Source organism: Streptomyces sp. NPDC002580 (genome assembly GCF_042889485.1).
Classification (GTDB): domain Bacteria; phylum Actinomycetota; class Actinomycetes; order Streptomycetales; family Streptomycetaceae; genus Streptomyces.
Genome location: NZ_JBIAQZ010000006.1, coordinates 419800 through 442476, shown reverse-complemented (window position 1 = coordinate 442476; position 22677 = coordinate 419800). Strand labels below are relative to the sequence as shown.

General features: G+C 72.2%; 21 protein-coding genes and 1 riboswitch. Of the genes, 4 read left to right on the top strand and 17 right to left on the bottom strand.

The genetic code is table 11. From position 1 onward, the window contains the following. Nucleotides 1-33: 33 nt before the first annotated feature. The 8 genes from ACFYW7_RS21260 to ACFYW7_RS21225 all read right to left on the bottom strand — a co-directional run bounded on the left by ACFYW7_RS21260 (nt 34) and on the right by ACFYW7_RS21225 (nt 6998). On the bottom strand, nt 34-501 hold the full coding sequence (locus tag ACFYW7_RS21260; protein ID WP_389504493.1) for a PH domain-containing protein: 468 nt from the start codon (nt 499-501) through the stop codon (nt 34-36). A gap of 14 nt (nt 502-515) precedes the next feature. Continuing rightward, on the bottom strand, nt 516-1373 hold the full coding sequence (gene hisG / locus ACFYW7_RS21255) for an ATP phosphoribosyltransferase (RefSeq protein WP_389504491.1): 858 nt from the start codon (nt 1371-1373) through the stop codon (nt 516-518). 85 nt (nt 1374-1458) lie between these two features. Then, the gene (locus tag ACFYW7_RS21250) at nt 1459-1731 is read right to left on the bottom strand and encodes a phosphoribosyl-ATP diphosphatase (RefSeq protein ID WP_111665608.1); all 273 of its coding nucleotides are present in this window, start codon (nt 1729-1731) and stop codon (nt 1459-1461) included. A gap of 34 nt (nt 1732-1765) precedes the next feature. Further along, a complete protein-coding gene (ribH, locus tag ACFYW7_RS21245; protein ID WP_389504488.1) occupies nt 1766-2251 on the bottom strand; it encodes a 6,7-dimethyl-8-ribityllumazine synthase in 486 nt (161 codons plus the stop codon). Between the two features lie 124 nt (nt 2252-2375). After that, nucleotides 2376-3710 carry a bifunctional 3,4-dihydroxy-2-butanone-4-phosphate synthase/GTP cyclohydrolase II gene (locus ACFYW7_RS21240; protein WP_389504486.1) on the bottom strand — a complete coding sequence of 445 codons (1335 nt, stop codon included), beginning with the start codon at nt 3708-3710 and terminating at the stop codon, nt 2376-2378. Further along, nucleotides 3707-4348 carry a nicotinamide riboside transporter PnuC gene (locus tag ACFYW7_RS21235; RefSeq protein WP_389504484.1) on the bottom strand — a complete coding sequence of 214 codons (642 nt, stop codon included), beginning with the start codon at nt 4346-4348 and terminating at the stop codon, nt 3707-3709. The genes ACFYW7_RS21240 and ACFYW7_RS21235 overlap by 4 nt, the downstream gene beginning before the upstream one ends. After that, entirely contained in the window at nt 4345-4980 is a 636-nt protein-coding gene (locus tag ACFYW7_RS21230; RefSeq protein WP_389504482.1) for a riboflavin synthase, read from the bottom strand. The genes ACFYW7_RS21235 and ACFYW7_RS21230 overlap by 4 nt, the downstream gene beginning before the upstream one ends. A 155-nt stretch (nt 4981-5135) precedes the next feature. Further along, nucleotides 5136-5266, bottom strand: a riboswitch (FMN riboswitch). Between the two features lie 499 nt (nt 5267-5765). Next, nucleotides 5766-6998 (bottom strand): ROK family transcriptional regulator, encoded by a 1233-nt coding sequence (locus ACFYW7_RS21225; RefSeq protein WP_389504480.1) that lies wholly within the window; start codon nt 6996-6998, stop codon nt 5766-5768. Nucleotides 6999-7130: 132 nt separating this feature from the next. Between ACFYW7_RS21225 and ACFYW7_RS21220 the strand changes: the two genes are divergently transcribed. Continuing rightward, on the top strand, nt 7131-8342 hold the full coding sequence (locus ACFYW7_RS21220) for an MFS transporter (RefSeq protein WP_389504478.1): 1212 nt from the start codon (nt 7131-7133) through the stop codon (nt 8340-8342). On the opposite strand, the gene ACFYW7_RS21215 is transcribed toward ACFYW7_RS21220, so the two are convergent. After that, nucleotides 8302-8760 (bottom strand): acyl-CoA thioesterase, encoded by a 459-nt coding sequence (locus ACFYW7_RS21215; RefSeq protein ID WP_389504476.1) that lies wholly within the window; start codon nt 8758-8760, stop codon nt 8302-8304. The two genes, ACFYW7_RS21220 and ACFYW7_RS21215, sit on opposite strands and share 41 nt — an antisense overlap. A gap of 318 nt (nt 8761-9078) precedes the next feature. Between ACFYW7_RS21215 and ACFYW7_RS21210 the strand changes: the two genes are divergently transcribed. After that, nucleotides 9079-10473 carry a uracil-xanthine permease family protein gene (locus ACFYW7_RS21210; protein WP_389504474.1) on the top strand — a complete coding sequence of 465 codons (1395 nt, stop codon included), beginning with the start codon at nt 9079-9081 and terminating at the stop codon, nt 10471-10473. Here the strand turns inward: ACFYW7_RS21210 and ACFYW7_RS21205 are convergent. Beyond that, nucleotides 10455-11555 carry a glycoside hydrolase family 6 protein gene (locus ACFYW7_RS21205; RefSeq protein WP_389504670.1) on the bottom strand — a complete coding sequence of 367 codons (1101 nt, stop codon included), beginning with the start codon at nt 11553-11555 and terminating at the stop codon, nt 10455-10457. The two genes, ACFYW7_RS21210 and ACFYW7_RS21205, sit on opposite strands and share 19 nt — an antisense overlap. 172 nt (nt 11556-11727) lie before the next feature. On the opposite strand from ACFYW7_RS21205, the gene ACFYW7_RS21200 reads away from it, so the two are divergent. Together ACFYW7_RS21200 and ACFYW7_RS21195 are read left to right on the top strand one after the other, a co-directional pair. After that, nucleotides 11728-12402 carry a DUF5995 family protein gene (locus ACFYW7_RS21200; RefSeq protein ID WP_389504472.1) on the top strand — a complete coding sequence of 225 codons (675 nt, stop codon included), beginning with the start codon at nt 11728-11730 and terminating at the stop codon, nt 12400-12402. Nucleotides 12403-12494: 92 nt separating this feature from the next. Further along, nucleotides 12495-13424, top strand: a complete 930-nt coding sequence (locus ACFYW7_RS21195; RefSeq protein ID WP_389504470.1) for an LLM class F420-dependent oxidoreductase — start codon at nt 12495-12497, stop codon at nt 13422-13424. Between the two features lie 22 nt (nt 13425-13446). Here ACFYW7_RS21195 and ACFYW7_RS21190 read toward each other — a convergent pair whose 3' ends face one another. From ACFYW7_RS21190 to ACFYW7_RS21160, 7 genes are all read right to left on the bottom strand, one after another. After that, a complete protein-coding gene (locus tag ACFYW7_RS21190) occupies nt 13447-15141 on the bottom strand; it encodes a flavin monoamine oxidase family protein (protein ID WP_389504468.1) in 1695 nt (564 codons plus the stop codon). Between the two features lie 76 nt (nt 15142-15217). Continuing rightward, nucleotides 15218-16045: a carbon-nitrogen hydrolase family protein gene (locus tag ACFYW7_RS21185; protein ID WP_389504466.1), complete on the bottom strand. Its 828-nt coding sequence runs from the start codon at nt 16043-16045 to the stop codon at nt 15218-15220. A 527-nt stretch (nt 16046-16572) separates the two neighbouring features. Next, complete coding sequence (locus ACFYW7_RS21180) at nt 16573-16953, bottom strand: DUF742 domain-containing protein (protein ID WP_389504464.1); 381 nt, start codon at nt 16951-16953, stop codon at nt 16573-16575. 7 nt (nt 16954-16960) lie between these two features. Next, nucleotides 16961-17464 (bottom strand): roadblock/LC7 domain-containing protein, encoded by a 504-nt coding sequence (locus tag ACFYW7_RS21175; RefSeq protein WP_389504462.1) that lies wholly within the window; start codon nt 17462-17464, stop codon nt 16961-16963. Further along, nucleotides 17454-19778, bottom strand: a complete 2325-nt coding sequence (locus tag ACFYW7_RS21170) for a nitrate- and nitrite sensing domain-containing protein (protein WP_389504460.1) — start codon at nt 19776-19778, stop codon at nt 17454-17456. The genes ACFYW7_RS21175 and ACFYW7_RS21170 overlap by 11 nt, the downstream gene beginning before the upstream one ends. A 566-nt stretch (nt 19779-20344) precedes the next feature. Next, complete coding sequence (locus ACFYW7_RS21165; RefSeq protein WP_389504458.1) at nt 20345-20812, bottom strand: Lrp/AsnC family transcriptional regulator; 468 nt, start codon at nt 20810-20812, stop codon at nt 20345-20347. Between the two features lie 366 nt (nt 20813-21178). Beyond that, on the bottom strand, nt 21179-22621 hold the full coding sequence (locus ACFYW7_RS21160; RefSeq protein ID WP_389504668.1) for a GuaB1 family IMP dehydrogenase-related protein: 1443 nt from the start codon (nt 22619-22621) through the stop codon (nt 21179-21181). Nucleotides 22622-22677 lie beyond the last annotated feature (56 nt).

Sequence of the window (22677 nt, the reverse complement as noted above, 5' to 3'; positions counted from 1 at the left end):
ATGGGCCCTCAGGGCAGGGTGGAAGGCCGAGAGTCAGCCCTGATGTTCGTCGCGGGGCCCGCCGGGCTCGCGAATGGCGCGCGTCTCGGCGAGCGCGCGCAGGGTTCGGGCGTCCTCGACGGCACGCCGCTTGGCGATGCCCGGCTGGATGCCGAGGGCCGGAAGGCTGGTGCCGTCGCTGAGGTCGAGGAACACCCACGGGTCGCCGGGGCGCAGGTTGACCTTCAGGATCTCCGCCCAGTCCAGGCGCCGCCGGCTGGCGATGTTGACGACCGTGACCCCGGTCTCGTCGGCGACCACCTTGGGCCGCGAGAGCAGCAGGAGCACTCCGAGGAACAGCGCCGCCGTGGCGACGAAGGTGACCCGCTCCCCCGGGCCGAGTTGCTCCAGGAGCATCGCGACCGTGGTGATGACCACGAAGATCGCGACGCCCGCGGTGAGCAGCACGTACCGGGTCCGGGCAGGGCGGAAGGTTATCGGAAGGTCGGGAAGGTCTGACATGTTCGAAGGTCCCGTCAGAGCCGGCAGGCGTGGATGGCCGTGGTCAGGATGGCCCGCGCGCCGAGCGCGTACAGGTCGTCCATGATCCGCTGGGCCTCCTTGGAGGGGACCATGGCGCGGACGGCGACCCAGCCTTCGTTGTGCAGCGGCGAGATGGTCGGCGACTCCAGGCCGGGGGTGAGGGCGACGGCCCTCTCCAGGTGCTCGGCCCGGCAGTCGTAGTCCATCATCACGTACGTGCGGGCGACCAGGACGCCCTGGAGCCGGCGCAGGAACTGCTGCACCTTGGGCTCGGTGTCCTCGGTGCGGTCGGCTCCGACACGGCGGACGACGACGGCCTCGGACTTCATGATGGGCTCGCCGAACACCTCCAGGCCGGCGTTGCGCAACGAGGTGCCGGTCTCGACGACGTCCGCGATGACCTCGGCGACACCGAGTTCGATGGCCGTCTCGACGGCGCCGTCGAGGTGCACGACGGAGGCGTCGATGCCCCGGTCGGCGAGGTGCTTGGCGACGATGCCCTCGTAGGAGGTGGCGACCGTCATGCCGTTCAGGTCCGCGATGCCGTTCGCGGTGCCCGGCTTGGTGGCGAAGCGGAACGTGGAGCGCGCGAAGCCGAGCGGGAGGATCTCCTCGGCGCTGGCGCCGGAGTCGACCAGCAGGTCGCGGCCGGTGATGCCGATGTCGAGGCGGCCCGAGGAGACGTAGATCGCGATGTCGCGGGGGCGGAGGTAGAAGAACTCGACCTCGTTGACCGGGTCGACGATCCGGAGCTCCTTGGACTCCCGGCGCTGCTGGTAGCCGGCCTCATGCAGCATGGCCGACGCAGGTCCTGAGAGGGAACCCTTGTTCGGGACAGCGATGCGCAGCATGAGGTCGGCTTCCTTTGCTCGAGGTTGTTCAGGAGTGGGTGGGGCAGGTGGACGGGCTCGGTGGGGGCGACGCGGAGATCGGCCCCTAGAGATGCGCGTACACGTCGTCGAGGGAGATTCCGCGCGCGACCATCATCACCTGGACGTGGTAGAGCAGCTGCGAGATCTCCTCGGCGGCGGCGTCCTTGCCTTCGTACTCGGCGGCCATCCAGACCTCGGCGGCCTCTTCGACGACCTTCTTGCCGATGGCGTGAACGCCCTTGCCGACCAGCTCGGCGGTGCGCGAGGTGGCGGGATCGCCTGTGGCGGCCTTCTGCTGGAGCTCGGTGAAGAGCTCCTCGAACGTCTTATTGGACATGGTGGTCCTCACCCTACGCGCTCGATGCCGTACCTCAGTGCCAGGGTTCGGATACTGAACGCAGGGTGGCCGCCGTCGCCACCGCGGCCGTCACCGCCTCGTGCCCCTTGTCCTCCTTGGAGCCCTCGAGGCCCGCGCGCTCCAGGGCCTGCTCCTCGGTGTCACAGGTGAGCACACCGAAGCCGATGGGAACGCCGGTGTCGATGGAGACCTGCGTGAGGCCCTGGGTGACGCCTTGGCACACGTACTCGAAGTGGGGCGTTCCGCCCCGGATGACGACGCCGAGCGCGACGATCGCGTCGTAGCCGCGGCCCGCCAGGACCTTGGCGACGACCGGCAGTTCGAAGCTGCCGGGCACCCGGAGCAGGGTCGGCTCGTCGATTCCCAGCTCGCGCAGGGCGCGCAGCGCGCCTTCGACGAGACCGTCCATCACCTTGTCGTGCCACTGCGCCGCGATGACCGCGACCCGCAGGTCGCCGCAGTTGCGTACGGACAGTTCAGGTGCACCCTTGCCGCTCACGTCTCTCCTCTGTCCCACTGTGCTGTGTTGACTGTGTGCTGTTTCGCGTGTGCTGTGTTGCCGGTGGTGCCGTGTTGCCGATGGCGCTGTACGTCGCCGTCGACGCGGTTCCGGTCGTGCGGTGTCACTGGCTCCCGCAGGCCGACACGGTGGCCGTGTCCAGCCAGGGCAGGTCGTGCCCCATCCGGTCCCGCTTGGTGCGCAGGTAGTTCAGGTTGTGCTCGCCCGCCTGCACGGGCATCGGCTCCCGGCCGGTGACCCGCAGGCCGTGCCGGACGAGCGCCTCGGTCTTGTCGGGGTTGTTGGTCATCAGGCGCAGGCTCCGGACGCCGAGGTCCTGGAGGATCCGCGCGCCGGCCCCGTAGTCCCGGGCGTCGGCGGGCAGGCCGAGTTCCAGGTTGGCGTCGAGGGTGTCGCGGCCGCGCTCCTGGAGCTCGTACGCGCGGAGCTTGGAGAGCAGGCCGATGCCGCGCCCCTCGTGGCCGCGCAGGTAGACCACGACGCCGCGGCCCTCGCTCCGGATGCGCTCCATGGACGTCTGGAGCTGGGGGCCGCAGTCGCAGCGCTGCGAGTGGAACACGTCGCCGGTGAGGCACTCGGAGTGCACCCGGACGACGATGTCCTCGCCGTCGCCGATCTCGCCGTGGACGAGGGCGACGTGCTCGACCCCGTCGGCGGTGGAGCGGTAGCCGTACGCGGTGAACTCACCGAAGGCGGTGGGCAGACGGACCTCGGCCTCGCGGCGGACGGTGGGCGCGGCGGGTGCCGCCCCGGCCCCGGCCGACGTGGGCTCGGCGGAGCGGCGGTAGGCGATCAGGTCCTCGATGGAGATGATCGTCAGGCCGTGCTTGCGGGCGAAGGGGATCAGCTCGGGCAGCCGGAGCATCCGGCCGTCCTCGCCCGCGATCTCGACGATCGCTCCGGCCGGACGCAGACCGGCCAGCCGGGCCAGGTCGACCGCGGCCTCGGTGTGGCCGTTGCGGACCAGGACGCCGCCGGGCTGCGCGCGGAGCGGGAAGATGTGGCCGGGGCGTACGAAGTCGTCGGCCCCGGAGACACCGTCCGCGAGGAGCCTCAGGGTGGCGGCTCGGTCGGCGGCCGAGATGCCGGTGGTCACGCCGTGCGCGGCGGAGGCGTCCACCGACACCGTGAACGCCGTCTTCATCGACTCGGTGTTGTCGTCGACCATCTGCGGCAGGCGCAGCCGGTCGAGTTCGTCACCCTCCATGGGGGCGCAGATCAGTCCGCGGCACTCGCTCATCATGAAGGCGACGATCTCGGGGGTCGCCTTCTCCGCGGCGACGACGAGGTCGCCCTCGTTCTCCCGGTCCTCGTCGTCGACGACCACGACGGGGCGGCCCGCCGCGATGTCGGCGATGGCCTGCTCGACGGGGTCGAGCGCGAAGTCCGAGGTGTCTTGGTCGTGCCCGGTGCTGTACCAAACCGGCGCCGTTGTCATGCCGGGGCTCCTTCCAGAACGGGCTGCCCGGCCTCGCGGGAGCGCAGCCACCAGTCGCGCATGCCCAACAGGACGAGTGCGCCGTAGACGACGTAGACGAAACCGGAGAACGCGTAGCCGTTGGCGAAGCTGAGCGGGACGCCCACGACGTCGACCAGCAGCCAGGCGAACCAGAACTCGACCATGCCGCGGGCCTGCGCGTACATGGCGACGATCGTGCCGACGAAGATGTACGCGTCCGGCCACGGGTCCCACGACAGCGTCGGGTACGCGTGGAACAGGGCGCTGACGGCGAGGGTGCCGACGGCCGCGGCGCCCACCATGCAGCCGCGCTCCCGCCAGCTGGCGAAGCGCACGGTGACGGAGCCGTCCCGGCCCTCGCCCTTGCCGCGGTTCCACTGCCACCAGCCCCACAGCGCGACACCGACGACCACGGCCTGCTTGCCGGCGCTGCCGGTGAGGTGTCCGTAGAAGGCCGCGAACAGGATGGCGCCGGACAGGAACTGCGCGGGCCAGCTCCAGATGGAGCGCCGCCAGCCGAGCGCGAGGGCGATCAGACCGAACGTGTTGCCGATCATGTCCGACCACAGGATGTGCTGCCCGAAGAGCGTGAACGCCTCGGAGTTCAGCGAGTTCACCGCGCGCCCCCCAGCGTGTCCGGCAGCGCGACCGGCTGCTCGCCGCGAGCGCCGAGCAGTCGCTCGACGTACTTGGCGATGACGTCCACCTCGAGGTTGACCGGGTCGCCGGGCTGCTTGTGGCCCAGCGTGGTCAGGTCGAGGGTGGTGGGGATGAGGCTGACGGTGAAGAAGTCGGGGCCGGCGTCGACCACGGTCAGGCTGATGCCGTCGACGGTGATGGAGCCCTTCTCGACCACGTAGCGCGAGAGGTCGGCGGGGAGCGAGATCTTGACGATCTCCCAGTTCTCGGACGGCTTGCGCTCGATGACCGCGCCGGTGCCGTCGACGTGCCCCTGCACGATGTGGCCGCCGAGGCGGTCGCCCACGGCCATCGGGCGTTCCAGGTTGACCCGGGAGCCGACGGTGAGGGCGCCGAGGCTGGAGCGGTTCAGGGTCTCCGCCATCACGTCGGCGGTGAACTCGTCGCCCTCGTGCTCGACCACGGTGAGACAGACTCCGTTGACGGCGATGGAGTCGCCGTGCTGCGCGCCCTGCGTGACGACGGGGCCACGCAGGCGGAAACGCGAGGCGTCGTCGAGCGACTCGACGGCGGTGACCTCACCCAGCTCTTCGACGATTCCGGTGAACACTTCCCGGGTCCTCCTGCCTCATAGGGCACGGACTCCGGGGCCTGTCGATGACGACAGAATGAGCGGACCGCGGCACACCGGGAACGATGCCGAAAAGGAGGCCCGCCCCACAGGACGAACGCCAACCGACGGCAGCGCGCACGTATGCCCGCCCGCCGCGCACTGCCTCCCATCCGGACTTTAACCGTCGGTCCAGGAATTTCACCTGGTCAACCGGCCGCTGGAGGCGACCGGGTCGCGGACTGTAACCGCCGGTTCGGAATTGCACCGACCCCGGAGTGCGCTGCTTCTGGTACAGGGCCAGTCTGCCACGCCCGAACGACACCCATGCGGCCGCACCGCTGTGGGGTGGCTCACAGAGAACCGGCATGGACTTCCCCGAATCGGTCCGGACACCCAACTCCCGCCGTGCGGAAAGACCTTGAGCCGGCGCCAGGGGTTCCGAATATTGGTCCATACCTATTGACGCTATGGTCTAGTCCTCGTAGTCTCCTCGATCAAGACTGCGTGATCAGCCATCACCCCGGTCCCCCCACGATCGACCCGGCGGCGGTGACGAAGGCCCTTGCCCCGCCGCCGGGTCTCCAGCCGGCACCGGCCCGGCCACCGGGACCCGAGCGGTCGGCCGGCTCCCGGTCTCCGCGAGGCCGGAGACGTGACGGCGACCCCCACCGACACGTTCCAGGTGTTCCGCCCCCACCGGTCCGGGCTCACCGCGCCGACCCGTCGCGTGCCGTCTCGAGGCACCTCGGACCCGGGATCCGCACGCGCCCCGGACCCCGGCCCTAACGCGACGGCGGCGGCGCGAACAGCTCGTCCTGCGCGCCGTCGCGCGCGGTCAGCAGGGCGCCGCGCAGCACCGCGCCCCCGCCCAGCGCGCTCGCGCGGACCTCGGTCGGGAGCGGCGACATGCGGGCGAGCCGCGACGCGACCCGCGCGGCCAGCGCGGGGCCGCCCGCCCGGCCGACCTCTCCGCCGAGGACCACACAGCCGGGATCCAGGACGGCGGTGACGGAGGCCGCCCCGATGGCGAGGCGGTCGGCGAGGGCGTCGAGGAATCCGGCGGCCTCCGGGGAGTCCGGGGCCCCCACCGCCCGCCTCACCAGCGCCGCGGCATGCGGTTCGTGGCCGTCGGGCTCCGCCGAGACGCCGCAGCGCGCCGCCAGCGTCGCGACCGCGGCCGACCCGACCAGCGAGTGGAAGCCCCCGTCGCAGTCGGTCGCCGAGGGAAGCGTCGTGGTGCCGGGCACGGGCAGGAAGCCGATCTCCCCGGTGCCTCCGGAGGCACCGCGGCGCAGGGCCCCGTCGAGGACGACGGCGGCCCCGATGCCGTGGCCGAGCCACAGCAGGACGAACGTGTCGCGGTCGCGGGCGATGCCGTCGCGCTGTTCCGCGAGGGCCGCGAGGTTGGTCTCGTTCTCGACGAGGACACGGGCCTCGGGCAGACGTTCCTGGAGGGCGGCCACCAGACTCCGGTGCCATTCGGGCAGGCCCGAGGAGTCCCGGAGTTCGCCGGTGGCCGGATCGATCAGGCCGGGCGCGCCGATGCCGACGGTGTGCAGCCTGCCCCACCCCCGGACGAGGTCGGGCGGCGGCACCGCGCCCAGGGCCCCGGCCTCCTTGGCCACCCGCTCGACCAGCGCGACCGCGCGCTCCACCGCGGCCCCGGTCCCGGTGTCACCGCCGATCGGCACGGACGCCTCCGCGAGGACGTCGCCGACCAGGTCGGAGACGACCACGGAGACCCCCTCCGTACGGACGTCCAGCGCGGCCAGATGGGCCCGGTCCGCGACGATCCCGTAGACCCGGGCGTTCGGACCGCGCCGCTGCTCCCCCGACTCCCCGACGACCCGGACGAGGCCGGAGAGCGTGAGGCGTTCGACCAGGTCGGCGACCGTCGGCCGGGACAGTCCGGTGAGTTGCTTCAGCCGCCCCGCCGTCAAGGGGCCTTCCTGCTGGAGGAGTCGCAGGGCGAGCCGGTCGTTGATGGCCCGGGCGGTGCTCGGGGATGCGGGCATGCCGGGAATCCTCCCAGATCCGCGGGTCCGGCCGGCGAGCGGGCGGCCCGGTATTTCTCTATCTATCAGGCAGGGTTCCTGATAGTTTACGCCCGCAGAATGGGCAGCTGTCACCCGGGGAGGGGCCGGAGCATGAGTGGAGTGGTCTGCGACCAGCGCGAAGTGAGGCGGGCCCGGTACGCCGTGGCCGCCGTGTTCGCCGTGCACGGAGCCGTCACGGGCTCGTTCGCGACCCGTGTGCCATGGATCCAGGACCACGCGTCGGTGAGCGCGGGACAGCTGGGTTTCGCCCTGGCCTTCACCGCGCTGGGCGCCTCCTGCTCGATGCCGCTGGCCGGCCGGATCACCCACCGTCTCGGCAGCCGTACGGCGCTGCGCGGGCTCATCGCCCTGTGGACGCTGGCCCTGCTCCTGCCCTCCCTCGCGCCGAACCTGCCCACCCTGTGTCTGGCGATGTTCGTCTACGGCGCCACGGCGGGGATGGCGGACGTCGCCATGAACGCGCTGGGTGTCGAGGTCGAGAACCGGCTCGACAAGTCGATCATGTCCGGGCTGCACGGCATGTGGAGCGCGGGCGCCCTGGTCGGATCGGCGGCCGGCACGCTGGCCGCGCACCTCGGCACGGACGCGCGGCTGCACCACGCTCTGGCCGCGGCGGCGCTCACGCTCCTCGGAGTGGCCGCCTGCCGCTGGGTGCTCGACCTGCAGCCCACCGAGGACGAGGAGCCCCCGCCGCGATTCGCGCTGCCGCCCCGGTCCGCGCTCCTGATCGGCGCGGCCGGCTTCTGCGCGGTCTTCGCGGAGGGCGCGAGCCTGGACTGGTCGGCGGTCTACCTGCGCGATCAGCTGGGCAGTTCGGCCGGTCTGGCCGCGGCCTCGACCACCGGCTTCATGCTGACCATGGCGCTGGCCCGGCTGATCGGCGACACGGTGGTGAACCGCTTCGGCGCCGTACGCACCGTGCGGGCGGGCGGCGTGCTGGCCGCGCTCGGCGGACTGCTGATCGTCCTCGCGGGGCATCCGGCGGTCGCCATGGGCGGTTTCGCGCTGCTCGGACTCGGCATAGCGGTCGTCGTGCCGCTCTGCTTCGCGGCGGCCGGGCGCAGCGGACCGAACCCCAGCCAAGCCATCGCGGGCGTCGCCACCATCACGTACACCTCGGGGCTGATCGCGCCGAGCCTGATCGGCTCGGTGGCGCAGGCGACGAGCCTGATGGTCTCGTTCGGCCTGGTCACCGCGCTGGCGTTCGGACTCACCGTGCTCGCGGGGGTGCTGCGCGCCGGGGACCGCGACCGCCCGAAGGTCAGTCCCGCGACCGCAGCAGTTCCTGACCCGAGGCCCTGAACCCCTCGCTCCACGGTGTCGGGCGCAGCGTCCCGGCGTCGAGCCGGACGAGGACACGGGTCCCCTGCGCGTAGGTCACCGCGCCGTCGGAGGAGCAGAAGCGGAAGCCGTACGTCAGGCCGGTGTTCCCCAGCCGTTCCAGCCAGATGTGGACGGCGTACTCACCGGGACGGCTGACCGGGGCCTCATAGGTGATCCGCAGTTCCTTGACCGCGTTGCAGAAGTCGCCCGCGGCCTCCCAGTCGCCGTCGAAGGTCAGGCCGCGTTCGCTCCACAGCGCGGCCCAGGCGCGCTCGACCATGACCGGGTAGCGGGCGTTGTGGAGCAGTCCGAGCGCGTCGAGGTCGTCGAAGTGGACCGTGACGGGCAGGAGCCGTCCATGAGGGAGGGCGGGGGCGACGGGGGCTTCGGCGGTCACGGGCGGGACTCCTGGGACGTACGGCGCGCGGATGGGGCAAGCGTGGCTGAAAACGACACCCCCATCCTAAGCAAACGCTCAGGAGCACCGTCCGGGCGGGATCGGCTCCGGTCCGGCCGGGCGCCCCGACCCGGCACCGCCGGTCCGGCGACCCGTCCGACCGGGATCCGCGCCGACATGTCGACCGACGGTCACGAGTCACCCAAAGGGGCGCGAATATGAAGAACATTCACGAAAAGGGGCAGACGATCATAAACCTGCCGGTCGGCCCTGACAATGGTCCGGACCGATCCACGGACAGGGAAGGCGAATCCTCACATGGACCTCGGCGTGGGCTGGAAACTGCACGGCGACGGACGGACCCCCGCCCCGGGAGCGGTCGTCCGCCCCGATGAACGCCTCTCCTGGCCCCGGACCCTCGGGCTCGGCGCCCAGCACGTGGTCGCCATGTTCGGGGCGTCTTTCGTCGCACCCGTCCTGATGGGACTCGACCCGAATCTCGCGATCATGATGTCCGGTGTCGCGACGGTCGTCTTCCTGCTCGCCACCCGCGGCCGGGTGCCCAGCTACCTCGGCTGTTCGCTCTCCTTCGTGGGCGTCGCCGCCGTGATCCGCGCGCAGGGCGGGACCAGCGCGACGGTGACCGGCGCGTGCTTCGTGGTCGGGGTCGCGCTGTTCCTGGTGGGACTGGCCGTGCAGTGGTTCGGCGCGCGGATCATCCATGCCGCGATGCCGCCGATCGTGACCGGCGCGGTCGTCATGCTGATCGGCTTCAACCTGGCGCCGGTAACCGCGTCCACCTACTGGCCGCAGGACCAGTGGACGGCCCTGCTGACGATGCTGGTCACCGGAGCCGCCGTGGTGTGCCTGCGCGGCTTCTGGTCACGCATCGCGATCTTCCTCGGGCTCGTCTTCGGCTACGCGCTCTCCTGGGTCCTCGACCGGATCTTCGGCCGGATCCACTCGACGGACGGGAGCGGCAAGGTGACCGACCACTGGCGCCTGGACCTCTCGGGCGTCGGACAGGCCGACTGGATCGGGCTGCCCTCCTTCCACGGACCGTCGTTCCAGTGGTCGGCGGTCCTCGTCGCGCTGCCCGTCGTGATCGCGCTGGTCGCCGAGAACGCCGGGCACGTCAAGGCCGTCGGCGAGATGACCGGCGACCCGCTGGACGACAAGCTGGGCACCGCCATCTCCGCCGACGGCGCCGCCTCCATGCTGTCCACGGCGGTCGGCGGCCCGCCCAACACCACGTACTCCGAGAACATCGGCGTGATGGCCGCGACCCGGGTCTACTCGACGGCCGCCTACTGGGCCGCGGCCGGCTTCGCCCTGCTCTTCGGCCTGTGCCCGAAGTTCGGCGAGGTGGTCGCGGCGATCCCGGGCGGGGTCCTCGGCGGCATCACCGTCATCCTCTACGGGATGATCGGGCTGCTCGGCGCCCAGATCTGGCTCAACGCCCGGGTGGACCTGCGCAACCCGCTGAACCTGGTGCCGGCCGCCGCGGGCATCATCATCGGCATCGGCGGAGTGACCCTGGAGTTCACCGACACCTTCTCGCTGAACGGCATCGCGCTCGGCACCGTCGTCGTGATCACCGGCTACCACGCGCTGCGGGCGATGGCGCCGGCGCACCTCAAGCCGCAGGGGTCCCTTCTCGACTCGGGGACGTCCGCGTACGACGGACCCGGGGATCAGCGCGCCAGCTCATAGGCGTACTCCGCCGAGAAGGTCCCGGGTTCGCCCTTGCAGCCGTCGGACTCGCCCGGCAGCTTCACCCACAGATAGGCGTCGATCCCGGCCTGCCCGGTGCTCAGGGTCGGCGCCCGCCCGATCCGGCGACCCGCCGGATCGCACCACTCGCCGTCGGCGGCGGCGCCGTTGCCGTTGCGGCTGGTGTCGATGACGGCACCGAGACCCGCGGGACCGCCGAGCGCGGACAACACCCGCCGGGCGTACGCGATCTCGTCGTCCGTCCGGTTGAAGTTGGAGACGTTGGTGAAGATCCCGTCGGAGGAGGCGGGCGCGGCCGCCCCCGCCCGGCGCAGCAGGGCGGCCTGTTCGGCGGCCGGGTTCCAGTCGGAGTTGCCCGCGTCGTAGTAGACCCGGGCCCTGGGGTCGGCCGCCTTCATCGCCCGGCCCGCCCGGGCCAGCGAGGCGAAGAGGTCGGCCCGCCCGCCCTCGCCGAGACAGTCGGACTGGGCGATCGCGTCGGGCTCCAGGACGACGACGACCTCGCCGGAGCCGAGCCCCGCCGCGAAGCGGTCGATCCAGCCGTCGTACGCGGCGAAGTCGGGCGCCCCGCCGTCCGAGGCACCGCCGCAGTCGCGCTGCGGGATCGCGTACGGCACGACGACGGGCACCCGGCCCGCCGCGGAGGCCGCCGAGGTCACGGCCCTGACCCGCGCGGTGATGGTGGACGGCGTGAAGTCCGCGAACCACACCGCGGCCGGACGGTCGGCGATCCGGGACTCGATGACCGCCCGCCGGGCGTCGCCGGCGTGGGTGTCGACCCAGTCGCGGACCTGGGAGTCCGGGTGACGGTAGAGACGGCCGGGCGCGGCCGCCGTCCGCCGGCTCCGCGAGGGCTCGCGAGCCGGACTCGGGGAGGCCCGCCCGGACGGGGACGGTCCGGCCGAGGCGCGCGACGAGGTCGACGCACCCGGCAGCGGGCCGGGAGCGGCCCGGCGGGTCGTCCGCGGATCCGCGTCGGCCGAGGGGTGCCCGCCGTCGGACGCGGACACCAGCCCCGCCACGGTCCCGACCGCCACGACGACCGAGGCCGCGACGACCATGGCACCGCGCGCCGCGAACCTCCCGCGCGCGGTCCCGCGCTCGACCCGCCGCTGGGCACGTTGGCCTGACACCTGCTGCTCCCCCGCTCTCACCCCGCCCGTGTTCCCCCGTTCTGGGGAAGCCTCCGGCCCGGCGGCACTTCGGCCAGCCTAGGACTGGGACGCTGCCCCCATGGCGCAGTCCGTACATTTCAGCACACCCGTGGACACGGTCGTCTCCCGCATGCGCGCCCTGGACACGGCGCTCCCCGAACGGGACGGCCTCGCGGTCTTCAACCGCGTCTACCTCACCGTCACCGAGGAGTTCGACCGGCAGCTGGACGCCGGTCTCTTCCCGGACCGCCGGGCCGCGATCTCCCTGGACGTACGGTTCGCCGAGCGTTACCTGACGGTGGCCGAGGACGGTCGCGCGCCCGCCTGTTGGCGTCCGCTGCTTCAGTTCCGCCGCCATCCGGGAGTACGTCCGCTGCAGTTCGCCCTCTCGGGCATCAACGCGCACATCGGGCACGATCTGGCGCTCGCCCTGGTGGACACCTGCCGTACGCTCGGCTGCGAACCGGCGGACCTGGAGGACGAGTTCGACCGCGTGGGTGATCTCCTCGTCTCGCTGGAGGAGCGCGTCCGCGAGGAGCTGATGCCGGGCCCCGACCTGTTCCAGATCGCCGATCCGCTCACCCACCTGCTCGGCTCCTGGAGTCTCGAGCGGGCCCGCGAGGCCACCTGGGCGGCGGCGCGCGCCCTGTGGGCGCTGCGCGGACTGCCGGACCTGGCCGAGGAGTTCGCCGACCGCCTCGACTCCGCGGTGGGCCTGGCCGGCCGGATGCTCCTCACTCCCCTGCCGATCTGATCCGGCCACGTGACGCGGTCCCCGCCGGAACTCCGGGCGGACCGCTGTACGTTGGCCGACCGGCGGACCCTGATGTGAAGGAGCACGCAGGCATGGCGACACGACTCGGCCTCACCCTCCCCCAGATGAAGCAGTACGACCTCGGACGGGACGTACCCGACGTGGCACGCGCCGCCGAGGCGATCGGGTACGACAGCCTGTGGGTCTTCGAGCGGGCCCTGTTCCCGGACCCTCCGACGCAGGGGCTCTACGGCATCGAGGGACTGCCCTGGCCCGAGGTGTACCGCGGCGTCGCCGACCCCTTGGTCACCCTGACCCTCGCGGCCGCCGTCACCGAGCGCGTCCTGCTCGGCACCAGTGTCCTGGTCGCCCCGTTGCATGTGCCGTTCCAGCTCGCCAAGGCCCTCGCCTCGCTCGACGCGGCCAGCGGCGGGCGGGTCGTCGCGGGTCTGGGCACCGGCTGGTCGCTCGACGAGTACGCGGCGGCCTCCCCGCGCCCCTTCGCGGAGCGCGGCCAGGCCCTGGACGAGGTGATCGGGGTGTGCCGCGCGGTGTGGGGCCCCGACCCGGTCGTCTACGACGGGACGCTCACCCGGATCGCGTCGTCCGTGGTCGGCCCCAAGCCCGCCCGGCCGATCCCGATCCTGCTCGCCGCCAGTACGGGCAAGGCACGGCGGCGGCTCGTCGATCACGCCGACGGGTGGATGCCCGTCGGCATGGGTGTCGGGCAACTGACCGCGCAGTGGGCCCAGTTGCAGGAGCTCGCCGCCGAGCGGGGCCGCACCGAGCCGCTGCGCACCGTGCTGCGGACCAACCCGCAGTACACGGCGAAGGCGTACGACGGCGAGGACCGCCGGCCCTTCCAGGGAAGCGTCGAGCAGATCGTGGAGGACCTGGTCGCCCACGCCGAGGTAGGCCTCGACGAGATCTTCCTCGACCTCCAGGGCTCGGTGCGCGACGCCCGGGAACTGAAGGACGTCGCCGCCGAGGTGTACGAGGCGGCGCGGGCGGCCGGGGTCTGATCCGCCCGGCTCGCGCCCGGGCTCAGTCCTCGGGCAGTTCGACCGGCGCGATCTCGTCGAAGACGTCGCCGGGCCCGGGGTTGGTCGGGTCGGTCGTCCCGCCCAGCTGGTGCATGACGCCCCAGACCGCGTTCAGCGCGGTCTGGACGGCGCCCTCGGCCCAGCCGGCCGTCCAGGAGATGTCGTCGCCGGCGAGGAAGATGCCCCGCTTGTCCTCGGGCAGAGACTCCTGCATGAAGTGCGTGAACAGGCGCCGCTGGTAGCGGTAGTGACCCGGCAGGTTGGCCTTGAACGCGCCCATGAAGTAGGGCTCGTTCTCCCAGGAGACGGTCACCGGGTTGCCGATGATGTGCTTCCGGATGTCGACCTTCGGGTAGATCTCGCCGAGGGACTTCAGCATGACCTCCATCCGCTCGCTCGCGGACAGCGGCAGCCACTTCAGGCTGTCGTCGCACCACGTGTACGAGAGGCAGATGACGGCCGGCTTGTCCGGGCCGTCGTCCAGGAGGTAGGTCCCGCGCGTCATGCGGTCGGTGAGCGTCATCGACATGACGTCACGGCCCGTCTCCTCGTCCTTGTCCAGCCAGAACGGCCGGTCGACGGGCACGAAGAGCTTGCTCGACTCCATGTAGTGGGTGCGCTCCATCGCCGTCCAGTGGTCGATGGGGAAGAGCGCGTCGTCGCAGGCGACCTTCGACAGCAGCAGCCAGGACTGCGCCGTGAAGATCGCCGCCTTGAAGGTGCGGATGTCGCCGTTCGCGTCCGTCACCGTGATGCCGTTGCCCGCGGTGCGGTTCAGCCGGGTCACGGCCGGACGCGGGGCGCCGTCGTGGAGGGACGACAGCGAGGTTCCGTACGCCCAGTGCACGATCTTCTGCGGCTCGCGCTCCCACAGCCGCAGCGGGAGCTGCTGGGAGCCGCCGACGATGCCGCGGTGGTGGTCGTCGGCCTCGGTGTAGACGACGCGCAGGATCTCCAGGATGGAGTTCGGGAAGTCGGTGTCCCAGCCGCCGGTGCCGAAGCCGACCTGGCCGAAGATCTCGCGGTGCCGGAAGGACTTGAAGGACTCCGACTCGCAGAGGAAGCCGTAGAAGGTCTGGTTGTCGAGCTTCTCGACGAGCCTGGACCAGATCTCCCGGATGCGCGGCACGTCGCGCTCCCGCATGGCCTGGTTCATGTCGGAGAAGTCGGCGCCGTCCTCGAGGCAGGCGTTCCAGGCGTTCATCACGTCGCGGTAGACCTGCGGGAGGTCGTCGACGGAGGTCGCGTAGTGCGACTCGCCCTTGAGGTCGACGACCGTCGAGGGCGTCGACGCGGCGAGGGGGTTGGGGAACGGCCGGGTCTCGAGGTCCACCAGGTCGATGTAGTGCTGGAGGGCGGTGGAGGACGGCGGGAAGCGCATCGCGCCCATCTCGGCCGTGAGCGAGGGGTCGCAGCCCTCGAAGCCCACCGTGCGCAGCCGGCCGCCGATCTCGTCGGCCTCGTACACGACGGGCTTGAGGCCCATCTTCATCAGCTCGTACGCGGCCACGATGCCGGACAGTCCGCCGCCGATGACCGCGACCTCGGTGCCGTGCTCGGTCGCGGGTATCTGCCCGAGGCCGGCGGGGTGGGCGAGGAAGTCGTCGTAGGCGTAGGGGAAGTCCGGGCCGAACATGGTGATCGGCGGCTGCTGCACGTCGGCGTGCTGGACGGCGTTGGGCACGGTGGACGTCATGGGGTACGGACTCCTTGCGCGAAAGCTGATGAGGGGGAGGCTTGTCGGACCGGCCGGGGTCGGGCCGGGCGGGATGTCAGACGAGGGACCCGTAGAGACCGGGACGGCGGTCCTTCAGATACGGGTTCGCCTCGCGCGAGGCCGCCAGGAACACGGGGTCGGCGTCCGCCAGGACCAGTTCCTCGCCGCGGCCCGCCCGGGCACGGGCGACGCCGTCGGGCCCGGCCAGCGTGGACAGTCCCACGAACTCGAACTCCCCTTCCGGGCCGGTGCGGTTGACGTAGGCGACGTACATCTGGTTCTCGAAGGCGCGCACCGGGACGACGGACTCGGCGACGAACTGGAACGGGTGCATCTGCGCGGTCGGCACGAGCAGCAGGTCGGTGCCGGCGAGGGCGTGCCCGCGGACGTTCTCCGGGAACTCGACGTCGTAGCAGATCATGAGGCCGACGCGGAGGCCGTTCAGTTCGGCCTGGACGACGGGCCGGTCGCCGGGCGTGAAGTGGTCGTGCTCGAAGCAGCCGAAGAGGTGGGTCTTGCGGTAGTTCGCGAGCCGGGTTCCCTCGGCGGAGATCAGTTGCACGGAGTTGAAGACGCGCGCGCCGCCGTCGGCCGGGGCGTCCGCGTCCTGCTCCCGTGCGGCCTCGCGCTCGGGGTAGCCGTAGGCGACGGCCACGCCGTGCCGGGTGGCGATCTCGGCGATCGCGTCGGCGGAGTCGCCGTCGGCGGGCTCGGCGAGACGCGCGATGTCGTCACCGATCGCGTATCCGGTCAGGAACATCTCGGAGGTCACGATCAGCCCGGCGCCCGCTGCGGCGGCGCGGCCCGCGGCCTCGTCGAGGACCTTGAGGTTCTCGACGATCGAGCCGGGGCGGCCGGAGCTCTGGAGCAGGGCTGTGCGCATGCGTGTTCTCCACCGGTGCGGAAGCGGGTTTGGGGGGCCAGATAGACGGTACGGGCGGCCGGCTCGGGGGGACAAGACGGACCCGTTGCGCGCCACCGGACGAATCGTTGCGTGCGCCTCGCCTTCGACGGCGATTCGTTGCGCGCCCGCCGGACCACCCCGATCACGGCCCCGAACCCCGGGAGACGCAGGTCACAGCCGGGTTCCGCCGCTCCGGACGACGAGGCCGGGCGACACGTGACGCCCCGGCGCGAGACCACTCCCGGATCGCGGGCGCTCCGTGACGGACCCGGGACGGACGGTGCGAGAGCACGCGCGGGCCCCGGGCGCACCGGGGCGGGCGAGGCGGGGGTGAGGCACCGGGTCCTGCCGGACGGGCCGGACGGGCCGTGGAGGCCGGACGGGCCCGGGCGCGGTCCCCGGAGCCGTCTCCGCCCCCGGGACGGACTCCGGAGGTGCGGACGGGCGGGGCGGGGAGGTGCGGAGAGGTGCGGGACGCTCCGGGGGCGTCCTCCACCTCCCCGCGCTCACAGCTCGCGCAGCCGATCCACGATCTCGCGGAGCAGTTCCGGGTCGGCGGCCGGGCCGCCGGGCGGCCAGCGGTGCGGCTCGTCGATGCGCACCAGACCGGCCTCGGCCAGGTCGCCGAGCAGGACGCGTACGACGGTCAGCGGCAGGTCGATGTCCGCGGCGAGTTCGACGACGGGCCGGGACCCGTGGCCCGCCAGGTCGAGCAGAGCGGCCGCCACGTGATCGACACCGGGCAGCCCTGTGCCCGTCTCCAGGGCCGTGACCTGCGACATCAGATCGATGACATGCCGGTCGGAGGGACGGGTCCGGCCTCCCGTGACGGTGTAGGGCCGCACCATCGGCCCGGTCTCGTCCTCGTACCAGTGCTCGTCGGTCACGGGCGGATCAGGGACCCGCGGAGTCGGCCGTCGAACGTACGGCGGCGGCCATGTGGCGGCCGACGCGGCGGACGAGCAGCTCCATCTCGTGGGCGAGCTGTCCGACGTCCGTCTGCACCTCGCTGAGCACGGCCAGCCTGCTTCCGTCACCCGCCGGGGTGACGAAGAGGTAGGCGTCGTCGAGCATCACCATGGTCTGGCGCACACCGCCCGCCTCGAAGCGTTCCCCCACCGAACGGGCCAGGCTGTGGAAACCGGCGCAGACGGCGGCCAGGTGCTCGATGTCGCGTGTGCCCATGCCCTCCGAACAGCTCAGCGGGAGCCCGTCGGCGGTCAGGAGCACGGCCTGCCGGACATGGTCGGTCCGGGCCACGAGGTCGTCGAGGAGCCACCCGAGGTCGGTGCCGGGCCGATCGCCGGCGCCGCCCGGCCCGGACGCGCCACCCCCCGCCTCCGCGGTCCGGGCCTCGAGGGTCTGGCCGGTGTGCTCTGGGAGCTGGTCAGAACGCATCGTCGGCGCCCGTCCCTTCCTCGGTGTCGTTTCGCCGCACGGAGCCGGACCGCCCTGCGTCCGGCTCGGTGGGAAGGCCCTTGCGGCCACGGTCGAGGCCGCGCTGGAAGGCGCCGAAGACCGCGCGCATCTCCTCCGGGGTGACCTCGCGCTCCGGCGGAGTGTCGGCCGGCGGGCCCTCGGTGCGCAGCCCGGGCGCGAGGGCGCGCTGCCGGACCCGGGTGGGCAGCACGGGCTGAGCCGGGGCGGGAGCCGGGGCCGGGGCGGGAGCCGGGGCGTTTCGCGTCGCCAGGTCGGTCTCCGGCGCGCGCCGCCCCGTCCGCCGCTCCGGGAGGACCGCGGTGGCCGTCCGTGGGGGCAGGCCCATCGGGTCGGGATCGGCCTCCATCACGGGACGGGAGGGTTCCACGGGGGCGAGGACCGCTTCCGGCAGCAGCACCACCGCGGTCGTTCCGCCGTACGGCGAGCGGCACAGCGTGACGGTGACGCCGTGCCGTGCGGCGAGCCGGCCCACCACGTACAGCCCGAGCCGGTCGTGCCGGGTCGGGTCGAAGTCGTCCGGTGTGGTGAGGGTGCGCTGGGCGTCCTCGATCTGTTCGGGCTCGAGGCCGAGGCCCCGGTCGTCGATCTCCAGGACGAACCCGCTCCCGGCCCGCCCGGTACGCAGGGTGACCTGGGTGTGGGGCGGCGAGAACACGGTGGCGTTCTCGACGAGTTCGGCGATCAGGTGCACGATGTCGGCGACCGCGTCCGCGGCCACGCCCACCTCCGGCATCGGAGGGACCACGACACGCGCGTACTGCTCGATCTCGCCCACGGCGGAGGAGACGACCTCGGCGACGGGCACGGGCCTTCGCCAACGGCGGCCCGGGGCCGAGCCGGACAGGATGATCAGGCTCTCGGCGTGGCGCCGCATGCGGGTGGTCAGGTGGTCGATCCGGAACAGGTCGTCCAGGACGTCCGGGTCGTCGGTGCGCCGCTCCAGCGTGTCGACGAGCTTGAGTTGGCGATGGACGAGCGCCTGGTTGCGGCGGGCGATGTTCAGGAGCACCGCGAACAGCCCGCGGCGCAGGGTGGCCTGTTTGACCGCGGCCTCGACGGCGGCGAGCCGGGCGGTGTTGAAGGACCGGCCGACCTGGCCGATCTCGTCGTCCACCGCCTCCACGTCCGCCAGCGGAGGCGCCTCGGCGGCGGCATCGATCTCCTCGCCGACGCTCAACCGTTCCATGACGTGCGGCAGCTGACGGTTGGTCAGCAGGTCGGCGGCGTCCCGGAGCGCCTCCAGACGGCGCGAGATGCGCCGCGCGCCGCGCACCGCGAACCACAGGGAGAGCCCCACGGCGGCCAGTCCCAGCACGCCGACGATCGCGGCGTCGGTCAGCTCCTGGTAGGCGAACGTCCGTCCGCGCTCGGCGGAGTTGACCGCCGCCCGGCTGCACAGCCGCATGTACTGCTTGACGGAGCGGTCGGTGGTGGTGCGCCAGGAACGCGCCGCCACGGCCGCGTCCGCGTGCTCCGCGCCGGCCCGCAGCAGGGCGTCCTCACCCTGGGTCAGTTCCCGGTGGAGATCGCCCCGTTGGAACTCCTCGAAGAGGGCGCGCGAGTCGGCGGGCAGGTCGGGCACGTAGGTCCGCTCGAAGACCCTGCGGTCCTCGATCGTCGCGGTGAGGGTGTCGTACTGGCGGTCGGTGAGCGTTCCGGCGGCGCGCGCCCCGGCGACCAGCGCGTCCTCGCGGGACACGAAGTCCCGCACCCGCACCAGTTCGACGACGACCTGCGCCTCACGCGCCAACTGCCCCGCCTGGAGCGCCGTGAGCGCGGACGGGACGTCGAAGCCCGGCTCCAGCAGGGCGCTGTATTCGGCCACGGCCCGGTCCCAGGAGACCTCGCGGGACAGCACCCGGCCCCGCAGCGCCTCCAGCCCGTCCACGGAGTCGAGCGCGGAGTCGAGCACCTGCCGCTGGCGTCCGGAGAGCAGGTCGCGGTCCCCGTTCCGGATCGCCGCGCGCATGGCGGTCACGGCGCGATCGGTGCGGCGCTCCTGCGCCAGCAGGCCGAGGGCCGCCGTCTCTCCGCGGCCCGTGCCCAGGTAGGCGGCCGCGAACCGCCGCTCGATCTGGATCTGGCCGATCGCCGTGTCGACCGGCGTACCGAAGGTGTTGTAGACACCCTCCAACCGGACGAGCGCGCGCAGTTCACCGGTGACGGACACCATGGCGAAGCTCCACAGCGACATGAGAGCGATCACCGGCGCGAGTGCGAGGGCCACGATCCGCGTGCGGACCGTGGTCGGACGGCCGAAGGGCCAGCGCATGGTCTCCCCAGGACGACGGGACGAATCGGGCGGCTGGGTGACGTTCGGTTACCCATCGGTATACTCGCTGGTAGCGGTGCGGCTCAAAATAGTGCATGCCGGGCCCGGACCGCAATGGTCCGGCTGAACCACCGTTCAATGCGACCCTGCAACACCCGGGCCTCCGCCGTCAGTCCGCGCGGGGTACGCCGAAAACGGTGACGACCGCCGCGTGGTCGAAGGGCCGGTCGTCGTCCGCGACGTCGGGCCGGGCGCGCCGGGCGCCGCCGCTGACGAGGGCGCGAGCCGAGGACGGACAGGCCCCGGTGCAGGACGAAGTCGGTCCGGTCCTGCGGATCCGGGCGCCCGCCGCCGTCCTCGTGCTCGGCGTGGAGGGGCGACCAGGTGTGTCCGGGGTCCCGCACCGGATCCGGGTGGCCCTTCCAGCACAGGGCTCTTGCGGCACCGGGCCCTCTTCCGGCGCCGGGTACGGGAGCGCCCCCAGGGCGCGGCGAACGGCGCGACAAGCCAGGGCGAGCCGCAGCCGCTCGGAGGCGAATCCCCCACCCCCGTGGGCGCACCAGCGCTTACGGGGGCGCCGGCTGAGCAGGCGACCCCGAGGAAAACCTCCGCAGCAACGGCGAAAGCACCAGCACCGACTTCGTCCGCTCCACGAACGGCTCTCCGGCGATCCGCTCGAGGACCCGCTCGAAGTGCCGCATGTCCGAGGCGAAGACCTGCACCACCGCGTCCGCCTCCCCGGTGACGGTGGAGGCGGCCACGACCTCCTGGTAGCGCTCAAGCCCGCGCTGGATGGTCTCCGGTGAGGTGTTCCGCCGGCAGTAGATCTCGACGAAGCCCTCGGTCTCCCAGCCGAGCGCCGCCGGGTCCACCCGTACGGTGAACCCGGTGATGGCCCCGGTGGCCCGCAGCCGGTCGACCCGCCTCTTCACCGCGGGCGCGGACAGGCCGACCAGTTGCCCGATGTCGGCGTAGGAGCGACGGGCGTCCTCGGCGAGGGCGTGCACGATGCGTTCGTCGAGATCGTTCAGCACTGCGGGTGGTTCACTTTTCTGCGAGGTGTCTTCGGTTGCTCGGCGACGGGTTCCGCGGTCGTGGTCGGGGACCTGCGATAGCCGTGACTGAAGTAGAACACGAGCCCGACGGCCATCCGGACGTCGAGGACCGCCCGGATGACGGCGAGGGGAGCGACCGTCGTCCCCTCGCGCGGGAGGGGAAGCCGGTCGCGCGGCGGCGGTCGCGCGACCGGAACCCGGAAAGTACGGGCGCGCGGCCGGGCGCGTCCGGCTCGGCACCCGGCGCCCCGGCACCCGGGCCGCCGTCATGCGTACGGCCCCCGCTCCCAAGGGGGAACAGGGGCCGTACGGGCGACCGGGTCCGGCCGGGGACCAGGGGACGGGTCAGCTCCAGCTGGCGTGCAGGGGCTGGCCCTCGGCGTAGCCGGCCGCGCTCTGGATGCCGACGATCGCGTTCCGGGCGAACTCCTCCAGGGAGTTGGCACCCGCGTAGGTGCAGGAGGAACGGACGCCCGCGATGATCGAGTCGACCAGGTCCTCGACGCCCGGACGGGACGGGTCGAGGAACATGCGCGAGGTGGAGATGCCCTCCTCGAACAGCGCCTTGCGGGCCCGGTCGTACGCGGACTCCTCGCTGGTGCGGTTCTTGACGGCGCGCGCGGACGCCATGCCGAACGACTCCTTGTACAGGCGCCCGTTGGCGTCCTGCTGAAGGTCGCCCGGGGACTCGTACGTGCCGGCGAACCAGGAGCCGATCATGACGTTGGACGCACCGGCGGCCAGTGCCATCGCGACGTCACGGGGGTGGCGGACACCGCCGTCGGCCCACACGTGCTTGCCGTACTTCTTCGCCTCGGCCGCGCACTCCAGGACGGCGGAGAACTGCGGCCGGCCGACGCCGGTCATCATCCGGGTGGTGCACATGGCACCGGGGCCGACCCCGACCTTGATGATGTCGGCGCCCGCGTCGATGAGGTCCTTGACCCCCTCGGCGGCGACGATGTTGCCCGCGACGATCGGCACCCGGGGGTCGAGCGCGCGCACGGTCCGTACGGCGGCGATCATCGACTCCTGGTGCCCGTGGGCCGTGTCGATGACGAGCGTGTCGACGCCCGCGTCCAGCAGCTGCTTGGCCTTGCCCGCCACGTCACCGTTGATGCCGACGGCGGCGGCGATGCGCAGCCTGCCGTTCGCGTCGGTGGCCGGTGTGTACAGCGTGGCGCGCAGGGCGCCCTTGCGGGTGAGGATGCCGGCCAGCTTGCCGTCCGCGTCCACGGCGGGGGCGTAGCGGCGGTTGGCGGCGTCGAGGGTGTTGAACGCCTCGCGGGGCTCGATGCCCGCGTCGAGGAGCAGCAGGTCCTTCGACATGACCTCGGACAGCTGGGTGAAGCGGTCCACGCCGGTGAGGTCGGCGTCGGTGACCACCCCGACCGGGCGGTCGTCCTCGTCCACGACGACGCCCGCGTTGTGCGCGCGCTTGGGCAGCAGCGCCAGCGCGTCGGCGACGGTCTGGTGGGGGGCGAGGACGATCGGGGTGTCGAGCACCAGGTGGCGTCCCTTGACCCAGGAGACGACCTCGGTGATGACCTCGATCGGGATGTCCTGCGGGATGACGACGAGTCCACCGCGGCGGGCCACCGTCTCGGCCATCCGGCGGCCCGCGATCGCCGTCATGTTGGCGACGACGAGCGGGATGGTGGTGCCCGTGCCGTCCGGAGAGCTGAGGTCCACACCCTGACGCGAGCCGACCGCGGAGCGGCTGGGCACCATGAAGACGTCGTCGTACGTCAGGTCGTACGGGGGCTGGATGTCGTTGAGGAAACGCACGTGCTGCACATCCCAGTCGTTCAGAGGTGGCCCCCGGACAGGTCAGCCAGGGGGAA

Coding starts and splice junctions, on each gene's coding strand:
- ACFYW7_RS21210 (WP_389504474.1), top strand. CDS start 9,079: ATGGACCTCGGCGTGGGCTGGAAACTGCACGGCGACGGACGGACCCCC.
- ACFYW7_RS21175 (WP_389504462.1), bottom strand. CDS start 17,464: ATGCGTTCTGACCAGCTCCCAGAGCACACCGGCCAGACCCTCGAGGCC.
- hisG (WP_389504491.1), bottom strand. CDS start 1,373: ATGCTGCGCATCGCTGTCCCGAACAAGGGTTCCCTCTCAGGACCTGCG.
- ACFYW7_RS21225 (WP_389504480.1), bottom strand. CDS start 6,998: ATGCCCGCATCCCCGAGCACCGCCCGGGCCATCAACGACCGGCTCGCC.
- ACFYW7_RS21190 (WP_389504468.1), bottom strand. CDS start 15,141: ATGACGTCCACCGTGCCCAACGCCGTCCAGCACGCCGACGTGCAGCAG.
- ACFYW7_RS21250 (WP_111665608.1), bottom strand. CDS start 1,731: ATGTCCAATAAGACGTTCGAGGAGCTCTTCACCGAGCTCCAGCAGAAG.
- ACFYW7_RS21185 (WP_389504466.1), bottom strand. CDS start 16,045: ATGCGCACAGCCCTGCTCCAGAGCTCCGGCCGCCCCGGCTCGATCGTC.
- ACFYW7_RS21200 (WP_389504472.1), top strand. CDS start 11,728: ATGGCGCAGTCCGTACATTTCAGCACACCCGTGGACACGGTCGTCTCC.
- ACFYW7_RS21195 (WP_389504470.1), top strand. CDS start 12,495: ATGGCGACACGACTCGGCCTCACCCTCCCCCAGATGAAGCAGTACGAC.
- ACFYW7_RS21260 (WP_389504493.1), bottom strand. CDS start 501: ATGTCAGACCTTCCCGACCTTCCGATAACCTTCCGCCCTGCCCGGACC.
- ACFYW7_RS21240 (WP_389504486.1), bottom strand. CDS start 3,710: ATGACAACGGCGCCGGTTTGGTACAGCACCGGGCACGACCAAGACACC.
- ACFYW7_RS21170 (WP_389504460.1), bottom strand. CDS start 19,778: ATGCGCTGGCCCTTCGGCCGTCCGACCACGGTCCGCACGCGGATCGTG.
- ACFYW7_RS21220 (WP_389504478.1), top strand. CDS start 7,131: ATGAGTGGAGTGGTCTGCGACCAGCGCGAAGTGAGGCGGGCCCGGTAC.
- ACFYW7_RS21205 (WP_389504670.1), bottom strand. CDS start 11,555: ATGGTCGTCGCGGCCTCGGTCGTCGTGGCGGTCGGGACCGTGGCGGGG.